Origin of the sequence: Pseudoxanthomonas sp. z9 (genome assembly GCF_006542425.1) — a bacterium.
GTDB lineage: Bacteria > Pseudomonadota > Gammaproteobacteria > Xanthomonadales > Xanthomonadaceae > Pseudoxanthomonas_A.
Window position 1 is genome coordinate 123785 of sequence record NZ_VFID01000016.1, and the last position, 19887, is coordinate 143671.

A 19887-nucleotide genomic window follows, 5' to 3' on the forward strand; every position below is an offset into this window, starting at 1 on the left:
GCCCGCCCGGCGGGCATTGATTCCGATCAAACCGGTGGAAAATCCCTACCAGAGTGCGTCCCGTAACTTGTACCAGGCCATCGCCGCCACCAGCATCGGGGTGCGCAGCAGGCGGCCGCCGGGGAAGGGCCGGTGCGGGATGCGGGCGAAGGCGTCCAGCCGTTCGGCCTGCCCGCGGATGGCATCGGCGATGACCTTGCCGGCCAGGCCGGTGGCCGCCACGCCGTGTCCGCTGAAACCCTGGGCGAAGTAGACGTTGGGCGCCAGCCGGCCCCAGTGCGGGGCGCGGTTGAGCGAAATGTCGACGTAGCCACCCCAGACGTACTCGATGTCGACATCGGCCAGTTGCGGGAAGACCCGCCGCATCCGCCGCGCCATGGTGCCGCGCAGGTTGGGCGGGGGCAAGGTGGAATAGCTGGCGCGGCCGCCGAACAGCAGGCGGTGGTCGCGGCTCAGGCGAAAATAGTCCAGCGCCCAGTTCACGTCCGCCACCGCCATGTCGTTGCGGATCAGGGCGCGGGCGCGTTCCTCGCCCAGTGGCGTGGTGGCGCCGATGTAGGTGCCGACCGGCATGATCCGCGATTCCAGCTCCGGCGCGACGCCGCGTAGCCAGGCATTGCCGGCCAGCACGGCGAAGTCGCAGCGGACCCGCCCGGCGTCGGTGTGCAGGACCGGCGCGGCGCCACGTTCCAGCCGGACGACGCGCGAATGCTCGAAGATGCGCACGCCCGCCGCCAGCGCGGCGCGGGCCAGCCCAAAAGCGTATTCGAGCGGATGCAGATGGCCGCTGAGCGGGTCGTAGATGGCGCCGAGATAGCGATCACTGGCCAGTTGCGCGCGCAGTTGTTCGCGATCCCACCATTCCATCGGGTAGTCGTAGTGCTCGGCCATGTGCGCCTGCCAGCGCTTCAGCGCCTGCGCCTGGCGCGGTTTGATGGGCACGCTGGCGTGTCCGTCGCGCCAGTCGCAGGCGATGGCATGGCGCTGGATGCGGTCCCGCATCAGGGTCATGCCCTCGCGCGAGAAATCGAACAGGCGCCGTGCATCGGCGCGCCCGACCAGCCGTTCCAGGGTGTCCTGCTCGCAACCGTAGCCGACGATCGCCTGGCCGCCGTTGCGGCCGCTGGCGCCCCAACCGATCCGCTCGGCTTCCAGCACGATCACGCGATAACCGGCTTCGGCCAGTTCCAGCGCCGCCGACAGGCCGGTATAACCGGCGCCGAGGATGCACACGTCGGCCTGCAGCTCGCCTTCCAGCCGCGGCTGCGGCGACAGCGGCGCGGCGCTGGCCGCGTACCAGGAGGGCGGATAGGCGGCGGTGTCGCGCCGGCTCATACCGACCGCAGGTACCAGTCGTACTCCAGATCGGTGACCTGGGTATTGAAGCTGCGCATCTCCTTGAGCTTCTGCTGGCCGTAGATGTGCCGGAACGGGGTACCGAACCATTCGGCGACGAAGTTGCTGGCGAGGAAATCGTCGATGGTGTCGCGCCAGAACGGGGTCAGGTTCTCGGTCTGCTCGTAGGCGTTGCCGGTGATCGGCGGGCCGGGGTCGAAGCCGTTCTCGATGCCGTGCAGCATGCCCGCCAGCACCGCGGCGGTGACCAGGTAGACGTTGGCGTCGGCGCCGGCGATGCGATGTTCGACCCGTGTATTGGCCTCGCCGCCGTGCGGGATGCGCATGGCGACGGTGCGGTTGTTGTAGCCCCAGCAGGTATTGAGCGGCACGAACGCGTTGAGCACGAAGCGCCGGTAGCTGTTGGCATTGGGCGCGAACAGCAGCAGGCAGTCGGCGGCGCTGCGCTGCAGGCCGCCGATGGCGTGCCGCAGTGCGTCGGCCGGCTGTCCGACCGGCGAGGCGAACACGTTGCGGCCTTCGCCATCCAGCACGCTGACGTGGATGTGCATGCCGCTGCCGGCCTGGTCGACCAGCGGCTTGGCCATGAAGCTGGCCAGCGCGCCCTGCTGCTGGGCGATCGCCTTGATCGCGCGCTTCAGGTAGATGGCGTCATCGCACGCCAGCAGGGCGTCGTCGCGGTGCTTGAGGTTGATCTCGAACTGGCCGGGCGCGTATTCCGCGACGGCGGTGTCGGCCGGAATGCGCTGGGCGCGGCAGGCGGCGGCGACCGCGTCGGTGAAGCCGCGGTAGTCGTTGAGATCTTCCATGTAGTAGACCTGCGTGCTGCGGTTGGGCGCGCCGGTGGCGGGGTTGCGGGATGCCACCGGACGGCCGTCGGCGTCCGGGCGCTGTTCGAACAGGTAGAACTCCAGTTCCACCGCCACCACCGGCTTGAGCCCGCGCGCGGCGTAGCGCGCCAGTACCCGCCGCAGCACCTCGCGCGGGTTGGCCTCGAACAGGCCGCCGGCCGCGTCCTCCATCGCCAGCAGCAGTTGCGCCATCGGCCGCGGCGCCCAAGGCACGGAGCGCAGCGAACCCGGCACGGGCCGGCAGATGCGATCCTCGTCGCCGATGTCGTAGCCCAGGCCGGTTTCCTCGACCGTGTTGCCGGTGATGTCGGTGGCGATCAACGACATCGGCAGGCACACCCCATCCGTGTAGACCTTGTCCAGCGCGTCGCGGGTGATGCGCTTGCCGCGCAGTAGGCCGTTCATGTCGGGCAGGATCAGGTCGATCAGTTCGCAGCCGTGGATGCCGCGCAGGGTGAGCGCGTCGTCCTCGGGCAGGCCCGCGGCGGCGGACGATTCGGGGTGGGAAGGGAGGTTCATGCAGGCGCTCCGGAAGGCCGGAGGCAGCTTAGCAGAGGAGATGCGTTGTCAAGAATACTCAACGACACTCGCCGCCTAGCATCTCAAAAACGCCCGAAACCGGTGCTGCTACGCACCAATCCGGGGCGCATGGGCGCTGATTCGCACCCCGTGTTGTAAAAATAAAACGGCCGGGCTAAGGTGGCTCCAAGCCATCCCGAGCCCCCTGCATGACCAGCCAGCCGCTGGTCGGCCTGCCGACCGATCACAAGCAAATCGGCGCGCATCCCTTCCTCGCGGTCGGAGAGAAGTACATCCGCGCGGTGGTCGACGGCGCCGGCGCGATGCCGGTGCTGCTGCCCACCCTGGACCCGGCGTTGCCGCTGCGCGAGTTCCTGCGCCGCGTCGACGGCGTCCTGCTGACGGGCTCGGTCAGCAACATCGAACCGCATCACTACAGCGACGAATCCAGCTACGAAGGCAACCTGCTGGATCCGCGCCGCGACGCCACCAACCTGGCGCTGATTCCGCTGGCGATGGACATGGGCGTGCCGCTGCTGGCGATCTGCCGCGGTTTCCAGGAGGTCAACGTCGCCCTCGGCGGCAGCCTGTACCAGAAGGTGCACGAGCAGCCCGGCTTCCTGGATCACCGCGAACGTCCGGACGATCCGCTCGACGTCCAGTACGGCCCCGCGCACGACATCGCGCTGGCGCCGGACGGCCTGCTGGCGCGCTGGGCCGGTGTGGAGCGGGTGAAGGTCAATTCGCTGCACGGACAGGGCGTGCGCCGGCTCGGCCGCGATCTGATCGTGGAAGCCACCGCGCCGGACGGGCTGATCGAGGCCTTCCGCCATGACGGCCCGGGCTTCCTGCTCGGCGTGCAGTGGCATCCGGAATGGCGGGTCGCCGGGAACCCGTTCTACCTGTCGATCTTCCAGGCGTTCGGAGCCGCCTGCCGGGAGCGTGCCGAACGGCGCGCACGCGAACGCCCGCCGCCCCGCGCGGCATGAAGCGCTTGCGTCCTTCCCGTTCACGACTCCGAACCGTATCCCCATGAGCCAGAAAAAGAACACCCGAAAACCGACCACGCCGCAGCAGGCCGAAGAGAGCGCGCTGCGGCGCTGGCTGAAGGAACGCCGCATCACCGAGGTCGAATGCCTGGTGCCGGACATCACCGGCAATGCGCGCGGCAAGATCATTCCCGCCGACAAGTTCTCGCACGACTACGGCACCCGCCTGCCGGAGGGCATCTTCGCCACCACCGTCACCGGCGACTATCCGGACGACTATTACGAACTGACCTCGCCGTCGGACTCGGACATGATGCTGCGCCCGGATCCGGACACGGTGCGGATGGTGCCGTGGGCCGCCGATCCCACAGCGCAGATCATCCACGACTGCTACACCAAGGCCGGGCAGCCGCACGAACTGGCGCCGCGCAACGTGCTGCGACGGGTATTGGCCGAGTACGAAAAGGCCGGCCTGCGCCCGGTGGTCGCGCCGGAGCTGGAGTTCTTCCTGGTGCAGAAGAACACCGACCCGGATTTCCCGCTGTTGCCGCCGGCCGGCCGTTCCGGGCGCCCGGAAACCGCGCGCCAGTCGTATTCGATCGACGCGGTCAACGAGTTCGATCCGATCCTGGACCTGATGTACGACTACTGCGAGGCGATGGAACTGGACGTGGACACGCTGATCCACGAATCCGGCGCGGCCCAGCTGGAAGTCAATTTCACCCACGCCGGCGCGATGGCGCTGGCCGATCAGGTGTTCCTGTTCAAGCGCACCATGCGCGAGGCGGCGATGCGGCACGGTGTCTACGCCACCTTCCTGGCCAAGCCGATGGAGAACGAGCCCGGCAGCGCGATGCACATCCACCAGAGCGTGGTGGACGCGAAGAAGGGCCACAACGTGTTCACCGGCAAGGATCCGGGCAAGTTCAGTCCGGTGTTCGGGCATTACCTGGCCGGCCTGCAGAAGTACGTGCCGATGGCGATGGCGTTCTTCGCGCCCAACGTCAATTCCTACCGCCGGCTGATGTTCGGCGAGGTCTCGCCCAGCAACGTGCAGTGGGGCTACGACAACCGCACCTGCGGCCTGCGGGTGCCGATGGACACCCCGGAGAACATGCGGGTGGAAAGCCGCTTCGCCGGTTCCGACGCCAATCCCTACCTGGCGATGGCCGCGACCCTGGCCTGCGGCCTGCTGGGCATCCGCGAGAAGCTCAAGCCGACTGCGCCGACCGCCGGCAGCGCCAAGGAAATCGGCTACGACCTGCCGCGCTCGCTGGGCGAGGCGCTGGACGGGCTGGAGGCGTGCAAGCCGTTGCAGGAGATGCTGGGGCCGCGGTTCGTGCGGGCGTACGTGTCGGTGAAGCGCAAGGAGTATGAGACCTTCTTCCGCGTGATCAGTTCGTGGGAGCGGGAATTCCTGCTGTTGAACGTCTGAGTGTTCATGGTGCGAGATTTTTTGGGCCATCGGTGAGCACCGACGACACCATCACGCGCAAGCGCCCTGAGCGCTTCAGTTCGAGTCCAGCGTAGACAACAAGCCATAAAGAACGTCATCCCGGAGTCCCCATGGAACACCTCGACATCCGCACCCTCCAGAAACTCGACGCCGAACACCACCTGCATCCCTTCAACGACAACGCCGCCCTGGCCAAGAAGGGCACCCGCATCCTCACCCGCGGCGAGGGCTGCTACGTGTGGGATGCCGAGGGCAACCAGTTGCTCGATGCCTTCGCCGGCCTGTGGTGCGTCAACATCGGTTACGGGCGCAGGGAACTGGGCGAGGTCGCGTCGAAGCAGATGACCCAACTGGCGTACTACAACAGCTTCTTCCAGTGCACCACCGAGCCGACCATCGAACTGGCGGCCAAGCTGGCCGAACTGGCGCCGGGCGACATCAACCATTCCTTCTTCGTCAATTCCGGATCCGAGGCCAACGACACCATCCTGCGGCTGGTGCGGCACTTCTGGGCGGTGCAGGACCAGCCGCGCAAGAACATCTTCATCGGTCGCCACGACGGCTACCACGGCACCACCATGGCCGGTGCCAGCCTGGGCGGCATGAAGGGCATGCACAAGCAGGGCGGGCTGCCGATTCCGGACATCCACCACATCGATCCGCCGTTCTGGTTCGCCGACGGCGGCGAGCTGTCCGAGGACGAGTACGGCCAGGTCGCGGCGCGCCGGCTGGAAGACAAGATCCTGGAGCTGGGGCCGGAACGGGTCGCCGCCTTCATCGGCGAACCGATCATGGGCGCCATCGGCGTGTACATCCCGCCGCGCACCTACTGGCCGGAAATCGAACGCATCTGCCGCAAGTATGACGTGCTGCTGATCGCCGACGAGGTCATCTGCGGCTTCGGCCGCACCGGCGAATGGTTCGGCTCGCAGTACTTCGGCTTCCAGCCTGACATCATGCCGGTGGCCAAGGGCATCACCTCCGGCTACATCCCGCTGGGCGCGGCGATGTTCAACGACCGCGTGGCGAACGTGCTCAAGGCGCAGGGCGGCGAACTCGCCCATGGCGCGACCTATTCCGGCCACCCGGTGTGCGCGGCGGTGGCGCTGGAGAACATCCGCATCCTGCAGGAAGAGAAGATCGTCGAACGCGCCAGGACCGAGATCGCGCCCTATCTGGCCCAGCGCTGGGCCGAGTTGGGCGAACACCGGCTGGTCGGGCAGGCACGCATCGCCGGCCTGGTCGGGGCACTGGAACTGGTGCCGGACAAGGGCAAGCGCGGGTTCTTCCCGGATCGCGGTTCGGTCGGAGTGATGTGCCGCGACTTCGCGCTCAAGCGCGGCCTGATCCTGCGGGCCACCTGGGATGCGATGCTGCTGTCGCCACCACTGGTGATCACCCGCGAGCAGGTGGACGAACTGTTCGACAAGGCATGGAAGGCGCTGGACGACACCGCCCAGGCGCTGGGTCGCTGATGATGGAAACGGCGGGTCGTCAACGGGTTCCCAGGCCGGTGGCGGGGCGTATCATGTCCGCCATCACCTTTCTGCTTCCAGGAGAAGCCCCATGAAGTTCCGAGCATTGACGATTGCGCTGGCCGCGGCCGGTACCCTGGTGGCCTGCGGCGGCAGTGGCGGTGGCGGGGAAAAGAAGGCGGCCAAGGCGGCCGACGAGAAGGTCGTCAACGTCTACAACTGGTCGGACTACATCGCCGAGGACACCATTCCGAACTTCGAGAAGCAGACCGGGATCAAGGTCACCTACGACGTGTTCGACAGCGACGAGATGGTCGAGACCAAGCTGCTGGCCGGTTCCAGCGGCTACGACGTGGTGGTGCCCTCGCTGAGCTTCCTCGGCCGGCAGATCCAGGCCGGCGTGTTCCTGCCGCTGGACAAGTCGAAGATCCCGAACCTGAAGAATGTCGACCCGAAGCTGCTGGAGCGCATCGCCCTGCAGGATCCGGGCAACCAGTACGCCGTGCCGTACCTGTGGGGCACCAGCGGCATCGGCTACAACGTGGACAAGGTCAAGGCGGCGTTCGGCAACACCGACGTCACCGGCAGCTGGGACCTGGTGTTCAAGCCGGAGAACCTGTCCAAGCTCAAGGACTGCGGCGTGACCGTATTGGATACCCCGTCCGAGCTGATCCCGATCGCGCTGAATTACCTGGGCGAGGATCCGCACAGCTTCGATCCCAAGGTCATCGACAAGGCCGCGGCGTTGCTGAAGGGCATCCGGCCGTATATCCGCAACTTCCATTCCTCGTCCTACATCAACGACCTGGCCAACGGCGACGTGTGCCTGGTGGTGGGCTGGTCGGGCGACGTCATCCAGGCGCGCGATCGCGCCGACGAGGCGGAAAACGGCGTGCACATCGGCTACTCGATTCCCAAGGAAGGCGCGCCGCAGTGGTTCGACATGATGGCCATCCCCAAGGATGCCAAGCATGTCGAGAACGCCTACGCCTTCATCAACAACATGCTGGATCCGAAGGTGGCGGCGGCCAACACCAATTTCGTGACCTATCCGAACGCGGTGCCGGCGTCCAAGCCGATGATCGAGCCGTCGATCGCCAACGATCCGACCATCTATCCGCCGGCCGAGGTCGACGCCAAGCTGTTCACCTTCGCGGTGCTGCCGCCGGAAGTGGACCGCCAGTACACCCGGATCTGGACCGAACTGAAGACAGGCAAGTAACCGGAGCAGGGCCGCCACGCGCGGCCCTGGTCTTTGGGGGGGATTGCCGGGGCCACGTGTCCCGGATACGAACAGGGCATTCCCCGGAGTGCCCGCAGTCAAACCGCAAGAACGCACCACTCATCACTGCCATGCCTGGCGCAACTCTGGAGAGAGCTTGATGAAACTGCGAATCCTGGCCACCGCTGTCCTCCTCTGTACCACCCTGGCCGCCTGCGGCGGCAAGCCTGATGCCGACAAGGGGGCGGCCGGCACCGCCAAGGCCGACGGGGCCAAGGAAGTGAACGTCTACAACTGGTCGGACTACATCGCCGAGGACACCATCCCGAACTTCGAGAAGCAGAGCGGGATCAAGGTCACCTACGACGTGTTCGACAGCAACGAAGTGGTCGAGACCAAGCTGCTGGCCGGGTCCAGCGGTTACGACATCGTGGTGCCGACCCTGAACTTCCTTGGCCGGCAGATCCAGGCGGGCGTGTTCATGCCGCTGGACAAGAGCAGGATTCCCAACTACGCCAACCTCGATCCCGAGCTGATGAAGCGCATCGAGCGACAGGATCCGGGCAATCAGTACGCCATTCCCTACATGTGGGGCACCACCGGCATCGGCTACAACATCGACAAAGTCAAGGCGGCGTTCGGCAATACCGACATCGCCAACAGCCTGGATATCGTGTTCAAGCCGGAGAACGTGTCCAAGCTCAAGGACTGCGGCGTGACCCTGCTGGACACACCGTCCGAAGTCATCCCGATGGCGCTGAACTACCTGGGCGAGGATCCCAACAGTTTCGATCCCAAGGTCATCGACAAGGCCGCCGCGCTGCTGAAGTCGGTGCGCCCGTACATCACCAACTTCCACTCCTCGCAGTACATCGACGCGATGGCCAACGGCGATACCTGCCTGGTGGTGGGCTGGTCCGGTGACATCATCCAGGCGCGCGATCGCGCCGAGGAGGCGGGCAACGGCGTCAAGATCGCCTACGCCATCCCGAAGGAAGGTGCGCCGCAGTGGTTCGACATGCTGGCCATCCCGAAGGACGCCAAGCACGTGGACAACGCCTACGCCTTCATCAACTACCTGCTGGATCCGCAGGTGATGGCCAACAACTCCAACTTCATCCATTACCCCAACGCCATTCCCAAGGCCAAGGTGCTGATGGACAAGACCATCGTCGAGGATCCGACCGTGTATCCGCCGCCGGAAGTCGAGGCCAAGCTGTTCACCTTCGCCATCCTGCCGCCGGAAGTGGATCGCCAGTACACCCGGATCTGGACCGAGCTGAAGACCGGCAAGTAATCCATGCGAAGGGGCGGGCGACGACGCCCGCCCTGGACCTTCCACATTTTCATTCCATATCCAGAGAACACCGGCGCCGCTTGCACGGCGCGGTACAGGGGAACCCGATGGCGGCTGACAACCCACCTCCCGGCAACGGCAAGGACACCGCGACCGCCAAGGCCGGTGCCGATGCCTACCTGCGCATCGTCGACGTGCGCAAGGAATTCGACGGTTTCGTCGCCGTGGACGACACCAACCTGACCATCCGCAAGGGTGAGATCTTCGCGCTGCTGGGCGGCTCGGGCAGCGGCAAGTCCACCCTATTGCGTTGCCTGGCCGGTTTCGAGAAACCCACCGCCGGCAAGATCTACCTGGACGGACAACTGCTCAACGATCTGCCGCCCTACGAGCGGCCGCTCAACATGATGTTCCAGTCCTACGCGCTGTTCCCGCACATGACCGTGGAGCAGAACATCGCCTTCGGCCTCAAGCAGGACGGCCTGTCCAGGGAGGCCATCAAGAAGCGGGTCGAGGAGATGCTGGGGCTGGTGCAACTGGGCAAACTGGCCAGGCGCAAGCCGCACCAGCTCTCCGGCGGCCAGCAGCAGCGCGTGGCACTGGCGCGTTCGCTGGCCAAGGGGCCGAAGCTGCTGCTGCTGGATGAACCGATGGGCGCGCTGGACAAGAAACTGCGCTCGCAGATGCAACTGGAGCTGGTCAACATCATCGAGAAATCCGGGGTGACCTGCGTGATGGTCACCCACGACCAGGAAGAGGCCATGACCATGGCCACCCGCATCGCCCTGATGGACCAGGGCTGGATCCGCCAGGTCGGCACGCCGGATGAAATCTACGAGCAGCCGACCAGCCGTTTCGCCGCCGAGTTCATCGGCTCGGTCAACCTGATCGACGGCGTGGTGGAGGAGGACGAATCCGACTACGTCACCATCCGCAGCCCGCTGCTGCCGGTGCCGGTCTACGTGGGCCACGGCATCTCCGGCTTCGAGGGCCAGGAAGTCTCGTTCGCGGTGCGGCCGGAGAAGCTGGGCATCGGCAAGGAAGAGCCGGCGCAGGAATACAACAAAGCCAAGGGCGTGATCGAGGACATCGCCTATTTCGGCAGCCATTCGGTCTACCACGTGCGCCTGCCGGGCGGCTACAAGTTCATGGCCAACTTCGCCAACGTGCAGCGCTGGGCCAGCGAAGGCCTCACCTGGAACGACGAGGTCTGGGTGTGGTGGGGCGACAACGACGGGGTGGTGCTGACCTCATGAAACTCCGCGACCTGATCAAGAAAGCCACGCCGGGCCCGCGCTGGGCGGTGATCTCGGTCCCTTACCTGTGGCTGCTGCTGTTCTTCGCCATTCCCTTCCTGATCGTCCTGAAGATCTCGTTTTCGCGGCTGGCCATCGCCATGCCGCCGTACACGCCGATCCTGGAATACGTGGACGAGGCGCTCTCGCTCAAGCTCAACCTGGGCAACTACGCGGCGCTGTTCACCGATTCCCAGTACATCCAGGCCTACCTGAGCTCGATCCAGATCGCGGCCATCTCGACCTTCTTCGCGCTGCTGATCGGCTATCCCATCGCCTACGTGATCGCGCGCCTGCCACCCTCCAGCCGCAACATCGCGATGATGCTGGTGGTGCTGCCGTCGTGGACCTCGTTCCTGATCCGCATCTACGCCTGGATCGGCATCCTCAAGAACAACGGCCTGCTCAACAACCTGCTGATGAAGCTTGGCATCATCAACGAGCCCTTGCAGATCCTGTACACGCCGATGGCCGCCTACATCGGCATCGTCTATGCCTACCTGCCGTTCATGGTGCTGCCGCTTTACACCAACCTGGTCAAGCACGACCAGCGCCTGCTGGAAGCCGCCTATGACCTGGGCGCCAAGCCGTGGAAGGCCTTCTTCACCATCACCCTGCCGCTGTCGCGCGCCGGCATCATCGCCGGCTGCATGCTGGTGATGATCCCGGCGGTGGGCGAGTTCGTCATCCCCGAACTGCTCGGTGGTCCGGACACGCTGATGATCGGCCGGGTGCTGTGGAACGAGTTCTTCAACAACCGCGACTGGCCGGCGGCCTCGGCGGTGGCGATCGTCATGCTGATCCTGCTGATGATCCCGATCCTGATCTTCAACCGGGTGCAGCAGCGCGAGCTGGAAGGGAGGCTGACATGAGCCGCCTGCGCCAACGCAGCCTGACCTGGCTGGTGCTGGGTTTCGGCTTCGCCTTCCTGTACCTGCCGATCCTGATCCTGATGGTCTACTCGTTCAACGAGTCGCGCCTGGCCACGGTCTGGTCGGGATTCTCGGTGAAGTGGTACGGCGAGCTGTTCCGCGACCAGCAGATGCTGCAGGCGGCCTGGATCAGCCTGAAGATCGCGTTCTGGACCGCCACCGCGGCGATGGTGCTGGGCACCCTGGCGGCGCTGGTGATGACCCGGATGCGGCGCTTCCCCGGCAAGACCCTGTTCGGCGCGCTGATCACCGCGCCGCTGGTGATGCCGGAGGTGATCATCGGCCTGTCGATCCTGCTGATGCTGGTGTCGATGGGCGGACTGCTGGGCCTGCCGTCCAAGGGCGTCATCGCGATCTGGATCGCCCACGTCACCCTGACCGTTTCCTTCGTCACCGTGGTGATCTCCTCGCGCCTGTCCGAACTGGACAAGTCGCTGGAGGAGGCGGCGATGGATCTGGGAGCGAACCGGCTCAAGGTATTCTTCCTGATCACCCTGCCGATCATCGCGCCGGCGCTGGTGTCCGGCTGGCTGCTCGCGTTCACCCTGTCGCTGGACGACGTGGTGATCGCCAGCTTCGTCGCCGGCCCCAGCTCGACGACCCTGCCGATGAAGGTGTTCTCCTCGGTGCGCCTGGGCCTGAGTCCCAAGATCAACGCGCTGGCGACGCTGATGATCGCGATCGTCTCGCTCGCGGCGCTGGCCGGTTGGTGGCTGATGTACCGCGAGGAGAAGCGCCGCCAGCGCGACATGCAGCTGGCGCTGCAGGAAAACGGCTGACCGGGCCCACCCGGCGCTAACGCGGCGGGCGCCAGAATGGGTGCCTGCCCGAGAACCCAGAGATCGTCATGAAGGTAGACATCGTCAATCCCGCGACCGGCAAGGTCGACCGTTCCCAACCATTGATGGACGCCGCCGCGGTCGAGGCCGTGCTGGCGGCCTCGCAGCCGGCCTTCCGCGCCTGGTCGGCGCGTCCGCTGGCCGAGCGTGGCGAACTGCTGCGCCGGGTCGGCTCGGAACTGCGCCGCCGTCGCGACGACACCCAGCGGGTGATGACCGCCGAGATGGGCAAGCTGCGCAAGGAAGCCCTGGCCGAAATCGACAAATGCGCCGGTGCCTGCGACTACTACGCCAACCACGCGGCCGATTACCTGAGGGACGAGCCGATCACCACCGATGGCAGCCGCAGCTACGTGCGCTATGAACCCATCGGCTGCGTGTTCGCGGTGATGCCATGGAACTTCCCGATCTGGCAGGTGTTCCGGTTCCTGGCGCCGGCACTGATGGCGGGCAATGTCGCCGTGCTCAAGCACGCCAGCAATGTGCCGGGCTGCGCCGACGTCATCGCCGACGCGCTGCATGGCGCGGGTATTCCGGCCGGTGTGTTCGGCGTGCTGCATATCAACAACGATCAGGCCGCCGAGGTCATCCGGGATCCGCGCATCGCCGCGGTAACCCTGACCGGCAGCGAACGCGCGGGCCGCTCGGTGGCGGGAAACGCCGGCCAGCAGCTCAAGAAGTGCGTGATGGAGCTGGGCGGCAGCGACGCCTTCGTGGTGCTGGAGGACGCGGATCTGGACAAGACCGTGGCCGGTGCGATCGCGTCCCGTTTCGGCAATGCGGGGCAGACCTGCATCGCCGCCAAGCGTTTCATCGTGGTCGAGGCGATCGCCGATCGCTTCGTGCAGCGCTTCAGCGAAGCAGCGGCGAAACTGCGCCTGGGCGATCCGCAGGACGATGCCACCACGCTGGCGCCGATGGCGCGCCAGGATCTGCGCGCCGAACTGCATCGGCAGGTGCAGGCGAGCATCGCCAGGGGCGCGAAGGCCCTGCTGGGGTGCGAGCCGGATGCCTCGCATGCCGGCTATCCCGCCTCGATCCTGGATGGGGTGAAGCCCGGCATGCCGGCCTACGAGGAAGAACTGTTCGGTCCGGTCGCCAGCATCCTGCGCGTGCGCGACGAGGCCGAGGCGGTGCGGGTCGCCAACGACACCACGTTCGGCCTGGGCGGCAGCGTCTGGACCGGCAATGCCGAGCGTGGCGATCGGGTGGCGCGCCAGTTGCAGGTCGGCGCAGCCTTCGTCAACGCGATCGTGCGCAGCGACGTGCGCCTGCCGTTCGGCGGCACCAAGCGTTCGGGCTTCGGGCGTGAACTGGCCGAGCACGGCATCCACGAGTTCATGAACATCAAGTCTGTCTACGTGGCCTGATCGCCGGCCTCGGTCAGGAGTGCCCACCACGCCATTGCGCTTTCGATGGGATGGCCGTATCCGCGATGTGAATGGCGCGCTGGTTGGCTGGCGGCCGGCAGGGGCGCCTGCCGGCACGCCGTCCGTTCCCGGCTTGCGGCGGTCTGGAAGGGCGGCGGGTCCATGGCTGGAACAGATGGTTACGGGCGCCGCCATTCCGAAACCGGCGCCGCGCTGCCATCTTCCCGGCATTGCCCAGGAGGTCACCATGAACACCCCCGTCGATATCCATCCCGCCCGTGTCCTGCGCAAGGTGCGCGGTCGCGCGACCTCCGATGGCGCCGGCGTCAAGTTGACCCGCGTCATCGGCGGCCCGGATCTGCCGGATCTGGATCCGTTCCTGCTGCTGGACGAATTCGGCACCGATCGCGCCGAGGACTACATCGCCGGCTTTCCGGAGCACCCGCACCGCGGCTTCGAGACCGTCACCTACATGCTCGACGGGCGCATGCGCCATCGCGACAACCACGGCAACGAAGGCCTGCTGACGCCGGGCTCGGTGCAGTGGATGACCGCCGGCCGCGGCCTGGTGCATTCGGAGATGCCGGAGCAGGAATCCGGCCGCATGCGCGGCTTCCAGTTGTGGGTGAACCTGCCGGCGCGCGAGAAGATGACCGAACCGAAGTACCAGGAATTCGCACCGGAACGCATTCCGACCGCCTCGCCTGGACCGGGCGTGGGCATCAAGGTGATCGCCGGCCGGGTCGGCGACGTGGAAGGTCCGATCTCACAACCGGCCACCGATCCGGTCTACCTCGATATCGCGCTCGACGCCGGCAAGGCGTGGGATTACGTCCTGCCCGAAGGCCACAACGCGTTCGTGTATGCCTTCGAAGGCGCGTTGACGGTGGGCGAGGGCGAGGAAGCCCGCGCACTGGAGACCCATGAAATGGCCGTGCTCGGAGGTGGCAATGGCCTCGCGTTGCGCGCCGGCAACCAACCGGCCCGCGCGATTCTGGTCGCCGGTCGCCCGCTGCGCGAGCCGGTGGTGCGGCATGGTCCGTTCGTGATGAACAGCAAGCAGGAAATCATGCAAGCTTTCGTCGACTTCCAGGAAGGGCGGTTCTGATCGCATCCCGAGATGCCGGCCTGTGGGAGCGACGTAAGTCGCGAACCGTTTCCGGCATCAAATTCCGAAAGAAAGGAACCGTACGTCCCGCCATCCTGCGACTGATGGTCATCGCGACTTACGTCGCTCCCACAGGGAAGAGATGAAGTGACAAAAAAAGCCGGGCAGTGCCCGGCTTTTCTCGCAACGCATGCGGCGAGGTCAGTCCTTGCCAATCGCCTTGTAGATCACGCCGCCGAGCAGGCCGCCAAGGATCGGCGCCAGCCAGAACAGCCACAGCTGGCTGATCGCGGTCGGGCCGGCGAACAGTGCCACGGCGGTGGAGCGGGCCGGATTCACCGAGGTGTTGGTGACCGGGATGCTGATCAGGTGGATCAGGGTCAGGGCCAGCCCAATCGCGATCGGCGCGAAGCCCGCCGGCGCGCGGCCGTGGGTGGAGCCCATGATGACGATCAGGAAGAACGCGGTCAGCACCACTTCGGTCAGGAACGCCGCTGCCACCGAATAGCCGCCGGGCGACATCGCCCCATAGCCGTTACTGGCGAATGCGCCGGCCGCATTGGGATCGATCGCGAACCCGCTGGCGCCACTGGCGATCTGCAGCAGGATGAAGCCCGCCGCGGCACCGCCCAGGACCTGGGCGACGATGTAGGGCACCAGTTCCTTGATGGAGAAGCGGCCGCCGGCCCACAGGCCGAAACTGACCGCCGGATTGAAATGGCCGCCGGAGATATGGCCGAACGCATAGGCGCCGGTCAGCACGGTCAGGCCGAACGCCAGGGCGACGCCGAGGAAGCCGATGCCCAGTGGATTGGCGTCACCGCCGAATTTGGCTGCCAGCACCGCGCTGCCGCAGCCGCCCAGCACCAGCCAGAAAGTACCCAGGAACTCCGCCGCGAGTTTCTTTCCAAGACTCATCTGTAATCCCCCAAGGAATGGATGGAACCGTCGTCCGACGGGCCGCACGCGCACGAGGATCGCCCGGGTGCGGCACCAGTATGCCTTGGGTGACTCAAAAAAGTGTGACAACCATCACTCTTGATTAATGATCGGGCAAGGGAATGAACTCGGTCTCACCGGGCACCTGGCCGAACTTTCCTTCGCGCCAATCGTCCTTGGCCTGTTCGATCCGCTCCTTCGAACTGGAGACGAAGTTCCACCAGATGTGCCGATGCGCGTCGAGTGGCTCGCCCCCGAGCAGCAGCGCCTTCACCGGTGTCTTCGCGCGTAGCACCGGCCGGGCGCCGGGATCCAGCACCACCAGGTGCTTGTCGGGAATGTCGGCGCCGTCGAGCTGGGCGTCGCCCTCCAGCACGTACAGCGCACGCTCGACATGGCCACTGTCAATGGCGTGCTCGGCATCCGCTTCCAGATCCAGCGCCACGTTGAAGGTGTCGGCGAACACCCGCACCGGTGATTCCTCGCCATAGGCGCGGCCGGCGATCACCCGCAGCCAGGTGCCGTCATGGCGCCGCTGCGGCAAGGTGTCGGCCTTGTGGTGGTGGAATTCGGGCGCGACCTCTTCGTAGGCCCTCGGCAGCGCCACCCAGGTCTGCATGCCATGCAGCGGATGCGGATGCGCGCGCACGTCGGCGGGGGTGCGTTCGGAGTGGGCGATGCCGCGGCCGGCGGTCATCCAGTTGACGTCGCCGGGCAGGATGATCTGCTCCGAACCCAGCGTGTCCTTGTGGTTGATCGCGCCGCTCCACAGGAAGGTCACCGTGGCCAGGCCGATGTGCGGATGCGGGCGTACGTCCACACCGCGGCCTTCGTCGAAGGTCGCCGGACCCATGTGGTCCACGAACACGAACGGGCCGACGCTGCGCGCCTGCAGGCTGGGCACCGCGCGACGGACCTGGAATCCGCCCAGATCATGGGTGCGGGGGGGAATGATGAGGGTCATGGCGTCCTCCGTGGGTGGCTGCGCGCAGGATGGCACAGCGCCATGACGGGCGCAGGGCCGGCGGCGGCAACGGATTGTTTCCGCGGTGGACGCATCGCCCCGCATCCATCCCCGTCGCCCTGCCTATCGAGGGGCGAGCGGGACGTCGCCCCGTCGCGACGCCAGCCGGTCGGCCAGGCGCGTGGGTTCCGGCAGGCGGTAGCCGCGCAGGCACCGCAGCGTCCATTCGAGCGCGCCGGCCATCGAGACGCGGTGGCCGGGCGAGACGATCAGCGGCAGGCAACGCGGCTTGCTGCGCAGCGCCCAGCCGATCTGTTCGCCGCCGTCGAGCAGCGGCGTGTGGTCGCCGCCGCGATCGCCGGGTGGATCGAAACGGCCGCACAGCGGCTTCTTCGCCACGCCGATGCTGGGCAGGCCGGTCGCCACGCCGAAATGCGCGGCGATGCCGAGCCGGCGCGGGTGGGCGATGCCCTGGCCGTCGACCAGCACCAGATCCGGCGCCTGCCGCAGCATCGCCAGCGCCGCCAGCAGCGCCGGGAGTTCGCGGAAACTGAGCAGGCCCGGCACGTAGGGCATCGAGGTCGGCACGCGCGCGACCTGGGTTTCGATCGGTTGCAGATCGCGCGCGTCGAGCAGCACCACCGCCGCGCGCGTGGTCGCGCCGCCCTCCTCGAAACCGACATCGAAACCGGCCAGATGGCGTGGTGGTTCGAAATCGTCGCGCAGGCGGACCTGGCGGGCGAGTTCCTTCTGCAGCAGGCGGGCGTGGCGGGCGCTGCCGTCCCACGCGCCGAACACGGGGGGCGCGTCGTTCATCGGCGCAGGTTAACCGATGCCGCCGGTACGCTCCGTGCACACGGCGTGCGCGGTCAGTAGCGCGTAATCTCCACCCGCACGCGGCCGTCGGCGCCGACGTGGATGCGGGTCAGGCGGTCGTACTCGGTCTCCGGCATCGGCGTGGCCGGCTGGCCGGACAGGGCGGCCACCAGGTCCGGCACGGTATTGCTGTGGCCGACGATCAGCACCGTGCCGTGATCGTGGTCGCGGCGCCAGCGGGCGGCGCTTTCGGCGGCGGGGCCGCGCGAGAAGTAGGTGTCGACGGGAATGTGCCGGCGATCCGCGGTGGGCTGGGCGGTCTGGCGGGTACGTTTGAACTCGGTCGCGTAGATCGCGACCACCGGCGCGTCGGCCAGGACTTCGGCCAGCCGCTGCGCGCGGCGCAGGCCGGCCTCCGACAACTGCGGGTCTTCCGGGTCGTCGGTGGCCTTCTCGGCGTGCCGGACCACCACGAAGGTGGCGCCATCTGCCGACGGCGTGCTGGCGCAGCCGGACAGGGCCAGCGCGGCCGCGACGAACAGAAGGCACAGGAAACGGTTCAGCGAGGTCGTCATGGAAAACTCCTGCGAGGGCGCGCGCAGCATATCGCAGGCCTGCCGGCGGGCGATCCGCGCGGCGGCCATCGTCCGTCGCGTCGGTGCGGAAACGAACCGGCGAACAAGGGCCGACGGGAACGTGGGGCACGAACACACCCGTCAGGACCCACCCGGTAGAATCGGCGCATGTCCCCGAGGAGCCCACGATGGCACGCAAGCTTCGCCTGCTGGGCCTGATCCTGCTGACCCTGGTCATCGCCAGCCTGGTGTCGCTCTACAGCTACGGCCGGTTCGCCGCGCGCGTGCAGGGGCCGGCGACGCAGGCCCTGCCGATCGCCGCCAACGCCACCGCGCTGGATCGCGCCATCGCGCCGCTGACCGAAGCGCATCCGGATCGGAGCGGGCTTGGCCTGGTGTCGGACAACCTGGACGCCTTCGCGATCCGCGCGCTGACCGCGCAGGCGGCGGGGCGCAGCCTGGATCTGCAGTACTACATCTGGCACGACGATCTCACCGGACAGTTGCTCGATCGCGAACTGCTGCGCGCCGCCGACCGCGGCGTGCGCGTGCGCCTGCTGCTGGACGACATGAACGCGCATGGCCGCGATTCGCTGCTGGTGGCGCTGGACCAGCACCCGAACATCGAGGTGCGGATGTTCAATCCGTCGCGCAACCGTGCCGGCTTCCTCGGACGCGGCATGGAAATGCTGCTGCGCGGCGTCAGCCTCAACCGGCGCATGCACAACAAGGCGTGGATCGCCGATGGGCGGATTGCGGTGGTGGGGGGACGCAATATCGGCGACGAGTATTTCGACGCGGCCACCGATACCAATTTCCTGGACCTGGACGCGGCCCTGCTGGGACCGGCGGTGCGCCAGACCGAAGCGATTTTCGACGCGTTCTGGAACAGCGGCTCGGTGATTCCGCTGCATGCGCTGGCGCGCGCGGACAAAAACGCGCTGGCCGAACTGCGCGCCGACGTGGACAAGGCGCAGCGCTCGCGCCGTGCCGCGCCCTATCTGAAGCGGGTGGAAAATTCCCCCGGCGTGCGCGCCTTCGTCGAGGGACGGATGCCGCTGCACTGGCCTGCGTCGACCCAGGTGCATTCCGATCCGCCGGAGAAAGGCGAGGGCAACGGCGGGGACGGCTGGCTGATCAACCGGCTGGTCCCGGCGGTCTCCGGGGCGCGGGAACGGGTCTGGCTGATCTCGCCGTACTTCGTGCCCGGCCGTGACGGCGTGGCGTGGCTGGCCGGGCTGCGCCGGCGCGGCGTGGAGGTCGGCGTGCTGACCAATTCGCTGGCGGCCACCGACGTGACCGCCGTGCACAGCGGCTATGCGCCCTACCGGACGCCGCTGCTGCGCGAGGGCGTGAAGCTGTACGAACTGATGCCGCGCGGCGCGCAGGAGGACAGCAGCCTGTTCGGCTCCAGCGGCGCCAGCCTGCACACCAAGGCGTTCGTGGTCGACGACACGTCCGGCTTCGTCGGTTCGTTCAACCTGGACCCGCGTTCGGTCAGCCTCAACACCGAGATGGGCGTGTTCTTCGAGGATGCCGGTACCGCCACCGAACTGGCCCGGCGCTACCACGACAAGACCTCGCCCGCGCACAGCTATCGTTTGCGCCTGGCCGACGGCCAACTGCGCTGGGACGACGGCTCGGTGACTCCGCCACGGACCTGGGACCATGAACCCGGCGTCGGCCTGTGGCGTCGCGGCACCGTCAAGGTGCTGGAATGGCTGCCCATCGAGTCGCAGTTGTAGTGCCGGCAATTCCCCAACTGTGGGAGCGACGTCAGTCGCGATGCTTTTCAGCCAGACCGCCAACGGAAATCGCGACTCACGTCGCTCCCACAAATCCGCCAGGCATCGGCCTGTGGAGTGAGGCCCCGTCAAGTCGCCG

At 66.9% G+C, this 19887-nt stretch carries 17 protein-coding genes; 11 read left to right on the plus strand and 6 right to left on the minus strand.

Translation table 11 applies throughout. From position 1 onward, the window contains the following. Positions 1-45: 45 nt before the first annotated feature. Together FG323_RS18595 and FG323_RS18600 are read right to left on the minus strand one after the other, a co-directional pair. Positions 46-1335, minus strand: a complete 1290-nt coding sequence (locus tag FG323_RS18595) for an FAD-binding oxidoreductase (RefSeq protein WP_141456211.1) — start codon at positions 1333-1335, stop codon at positions 46-48. Continuing rightward, positions 1332-2726 (minus strand): glutamine synthetase family protein, encoded by a 1395-nt coding sequence (locus tag FG323_RS18600; RefSeq protein WP_141456212.1) that lies wholly within the window; start codon positions 2724-2726, stop codon positions 1332-1334. The genes FG323_RS18595 and FG323_RS18600 overlap by 4 nt, the downstream gene beginning before the upstream one ends. A gap of 209 nt (positions 2727-2935) precedes the next feature. Between FG323_RS18600 and FG323_RS18605 the strand changes: the two genes are divergently transcribed. From FG323_RS18605 to FG323_RS18650, 10 genes are all read left to right on the plus strand, one after another. Further along, entirely contained in the window at positions 2936-3715 is a 780-nt protein-coding gene (locus tag FG323_RS18605) for a gamma-glutamyl-gamma-aminobutyrate hydrolase family protein (RefSeq protein WP_141456213.1), read from the plus strand. A gap of 43 nt (positions 3716-3758) precedes the next feature. Further along, complete coding sequence (locus FG323_RS18610; protein WP_141456214.1) at positions 3759-5150, plus strand: glutamine synthetase family protein; 1392 nt, start codon at positions 3759-3761, stop codon at positions 5148-5150. Between the two features lie 131 nt (positions 5151-5281). Next, on the plus strand, positions 5282-6646 hold the full coding sequence (locus FG323_RS18615; protein ID WP_141456215.1) for an aspartate aminotransferase family protein: 1365 nt from the start codon (positions 5282-5284) through the stop codon (positions 6644-6646). 91 nt (positions 6647-6737) lie between these two features. After that, positions 6738-7868: a polyamine ABC transporter substrate-binding protein gene (locus tag FG323_RS18620; protein ID WP_141456216.1), complete on the plus strand. Its 1131-nt coding sequence runs from the start codon at positions 6738-6740 to the stop codon at positions 7866-7868. A 160-nt stretch (positions 7869-8028) separates the two neighbouring features. Continuing rightward, positions 8029-9165, plus strand: a complete 1137-nt coding sequence (locus tag FG323_RS18625) for a polyamine ABC transporter substrate-binding protein (RefSeq protein WP_141456217.1) — start codon at positions 8029-8031, stop codon at positions 9163-9165. A gap of 107 nt (positions 9166-9272) precedes the next feature. Next, positions 9273-10421 (plus strand): polyamine ABC transporter ATP-binding protein, encoded by a 1149-nt coding sequence (gene potA, locus FG323_RS18630; protein WP_141456218.1) that lies wholly within the window; start codon positions 9273-9275, stop codon positions 10419-10421. Further along, positions 10418-11332, plus strand: coding sequence for an ABC transporter permease subunit (locus FG323_RS18635; protein ID WP_141456219.1), 915 nt, complete (start codon positions 10418-10420; stop codon positions 11330-11332). The genes potA and FG323_RS18635 overlap by 4 nt, the downstream gene beginning before the upstream one ends. Beyond that, positions 11329-12171, plus strand: a complete 843-nt coding sequence (locus tag FG323_RS18640) for an ABC transporter permease subunit (RefSeq protein ID WP_141456220.1) — start codon at positions 11329-11331, stop codon at positions 12169-12171. The genes FG323_RS18635 and FG323_RS18640 overlap by 4 nt, the downstream gene beginning before the upstream one ends. A gap of 68 nt (positions 12172-12239) precedes the next feature. Beyond that, positions 12240-13601, plus strand: a complete 1362-nt coding sequence (locus tag FG323_RS18645) for an NAD-dependent succinate-semialdehyde dehydrogenase (protein ID WP_141456221.1) — start codon at positions 12240-12242, stop codon at positions 13599-13601. A gap of 247 nt (positions 13602-13848) precedes the next feature. Next, entirely contained in the window at positions 13849-14709 is an 861-nt protein-coding gene (locus tag FG323_RS18650) for a pirin family protein (protein WP_141456222.1), read from the plus strand. 201 nt (positions 14710-14910) lie between these two features. Here FG323_RS18650 and aqpZ read toward each other — a convergent pair whose 3' ends face one another. From aqpZ to FG323_RS18670, 4 genes are all read right to left on the minus strand, one after another. Beyond that, complete coding sequence (gene aqpZ, locus FG323_RS18655; RefSeq protein ID WP_141456223.1) at positions 14911-15627, minus strand: aquaporin Z; 717 nt, start codon at positions 15625-15627, stop codon at positions 14911-14913. 124 nt (positions 15628-15751) lie between these two features. Next, the gene (locus tag FG323_RS18660) at positions 15752-16612 is read right to left on the minus strand and encodes a pirin family protein (RefSeq protein ID WP_141456224.1); all 861 of its coding nucleotides are present in this window, start codon (positions 16610-16612) and stop codon (positions 15752-15754) included. 123 nt (positions 16613-16735) lie between these two features. Next, positions 16736-17428 (minus strand): deoxyribonuclease V, encoded by a 693-nt coding sequence (gene nfi / locus FG323_RS18665; RefSeq protein WP_141456225.1) that lies wholly within the window; start codon positions 17426-17428, stop codon positions 16736-16738. Between the two features lie 53 nt (positions 17429-17481). Continuing rightward, positions 17482-18003, minus strand: coding sequence for a phosphoglycerate mutase family protein (locus tag FG323_RS18670; protein WP_181444304.1), 522 nt, complete (start codon positions 18001-18003; stop codon positions 17482-17484). 188 nt (positions 18004-18191) lie between these two features. Here FG323_RS18670 and FG323_RS18675 point away from each other — a divergent pair, with 188 nt between their 5' ends. Further along, positions 18192-19748, plus strand: a complete 1557-nt coding sequence (locus FG323_RS18675; RefSeq protein WP_141456227.1) for a phospholipase D family protein — start codon at positions 18192-18194, stop codon at positions 19746-19748. Positions 19749-19887 lie beyond the last annotated feature (139 nt).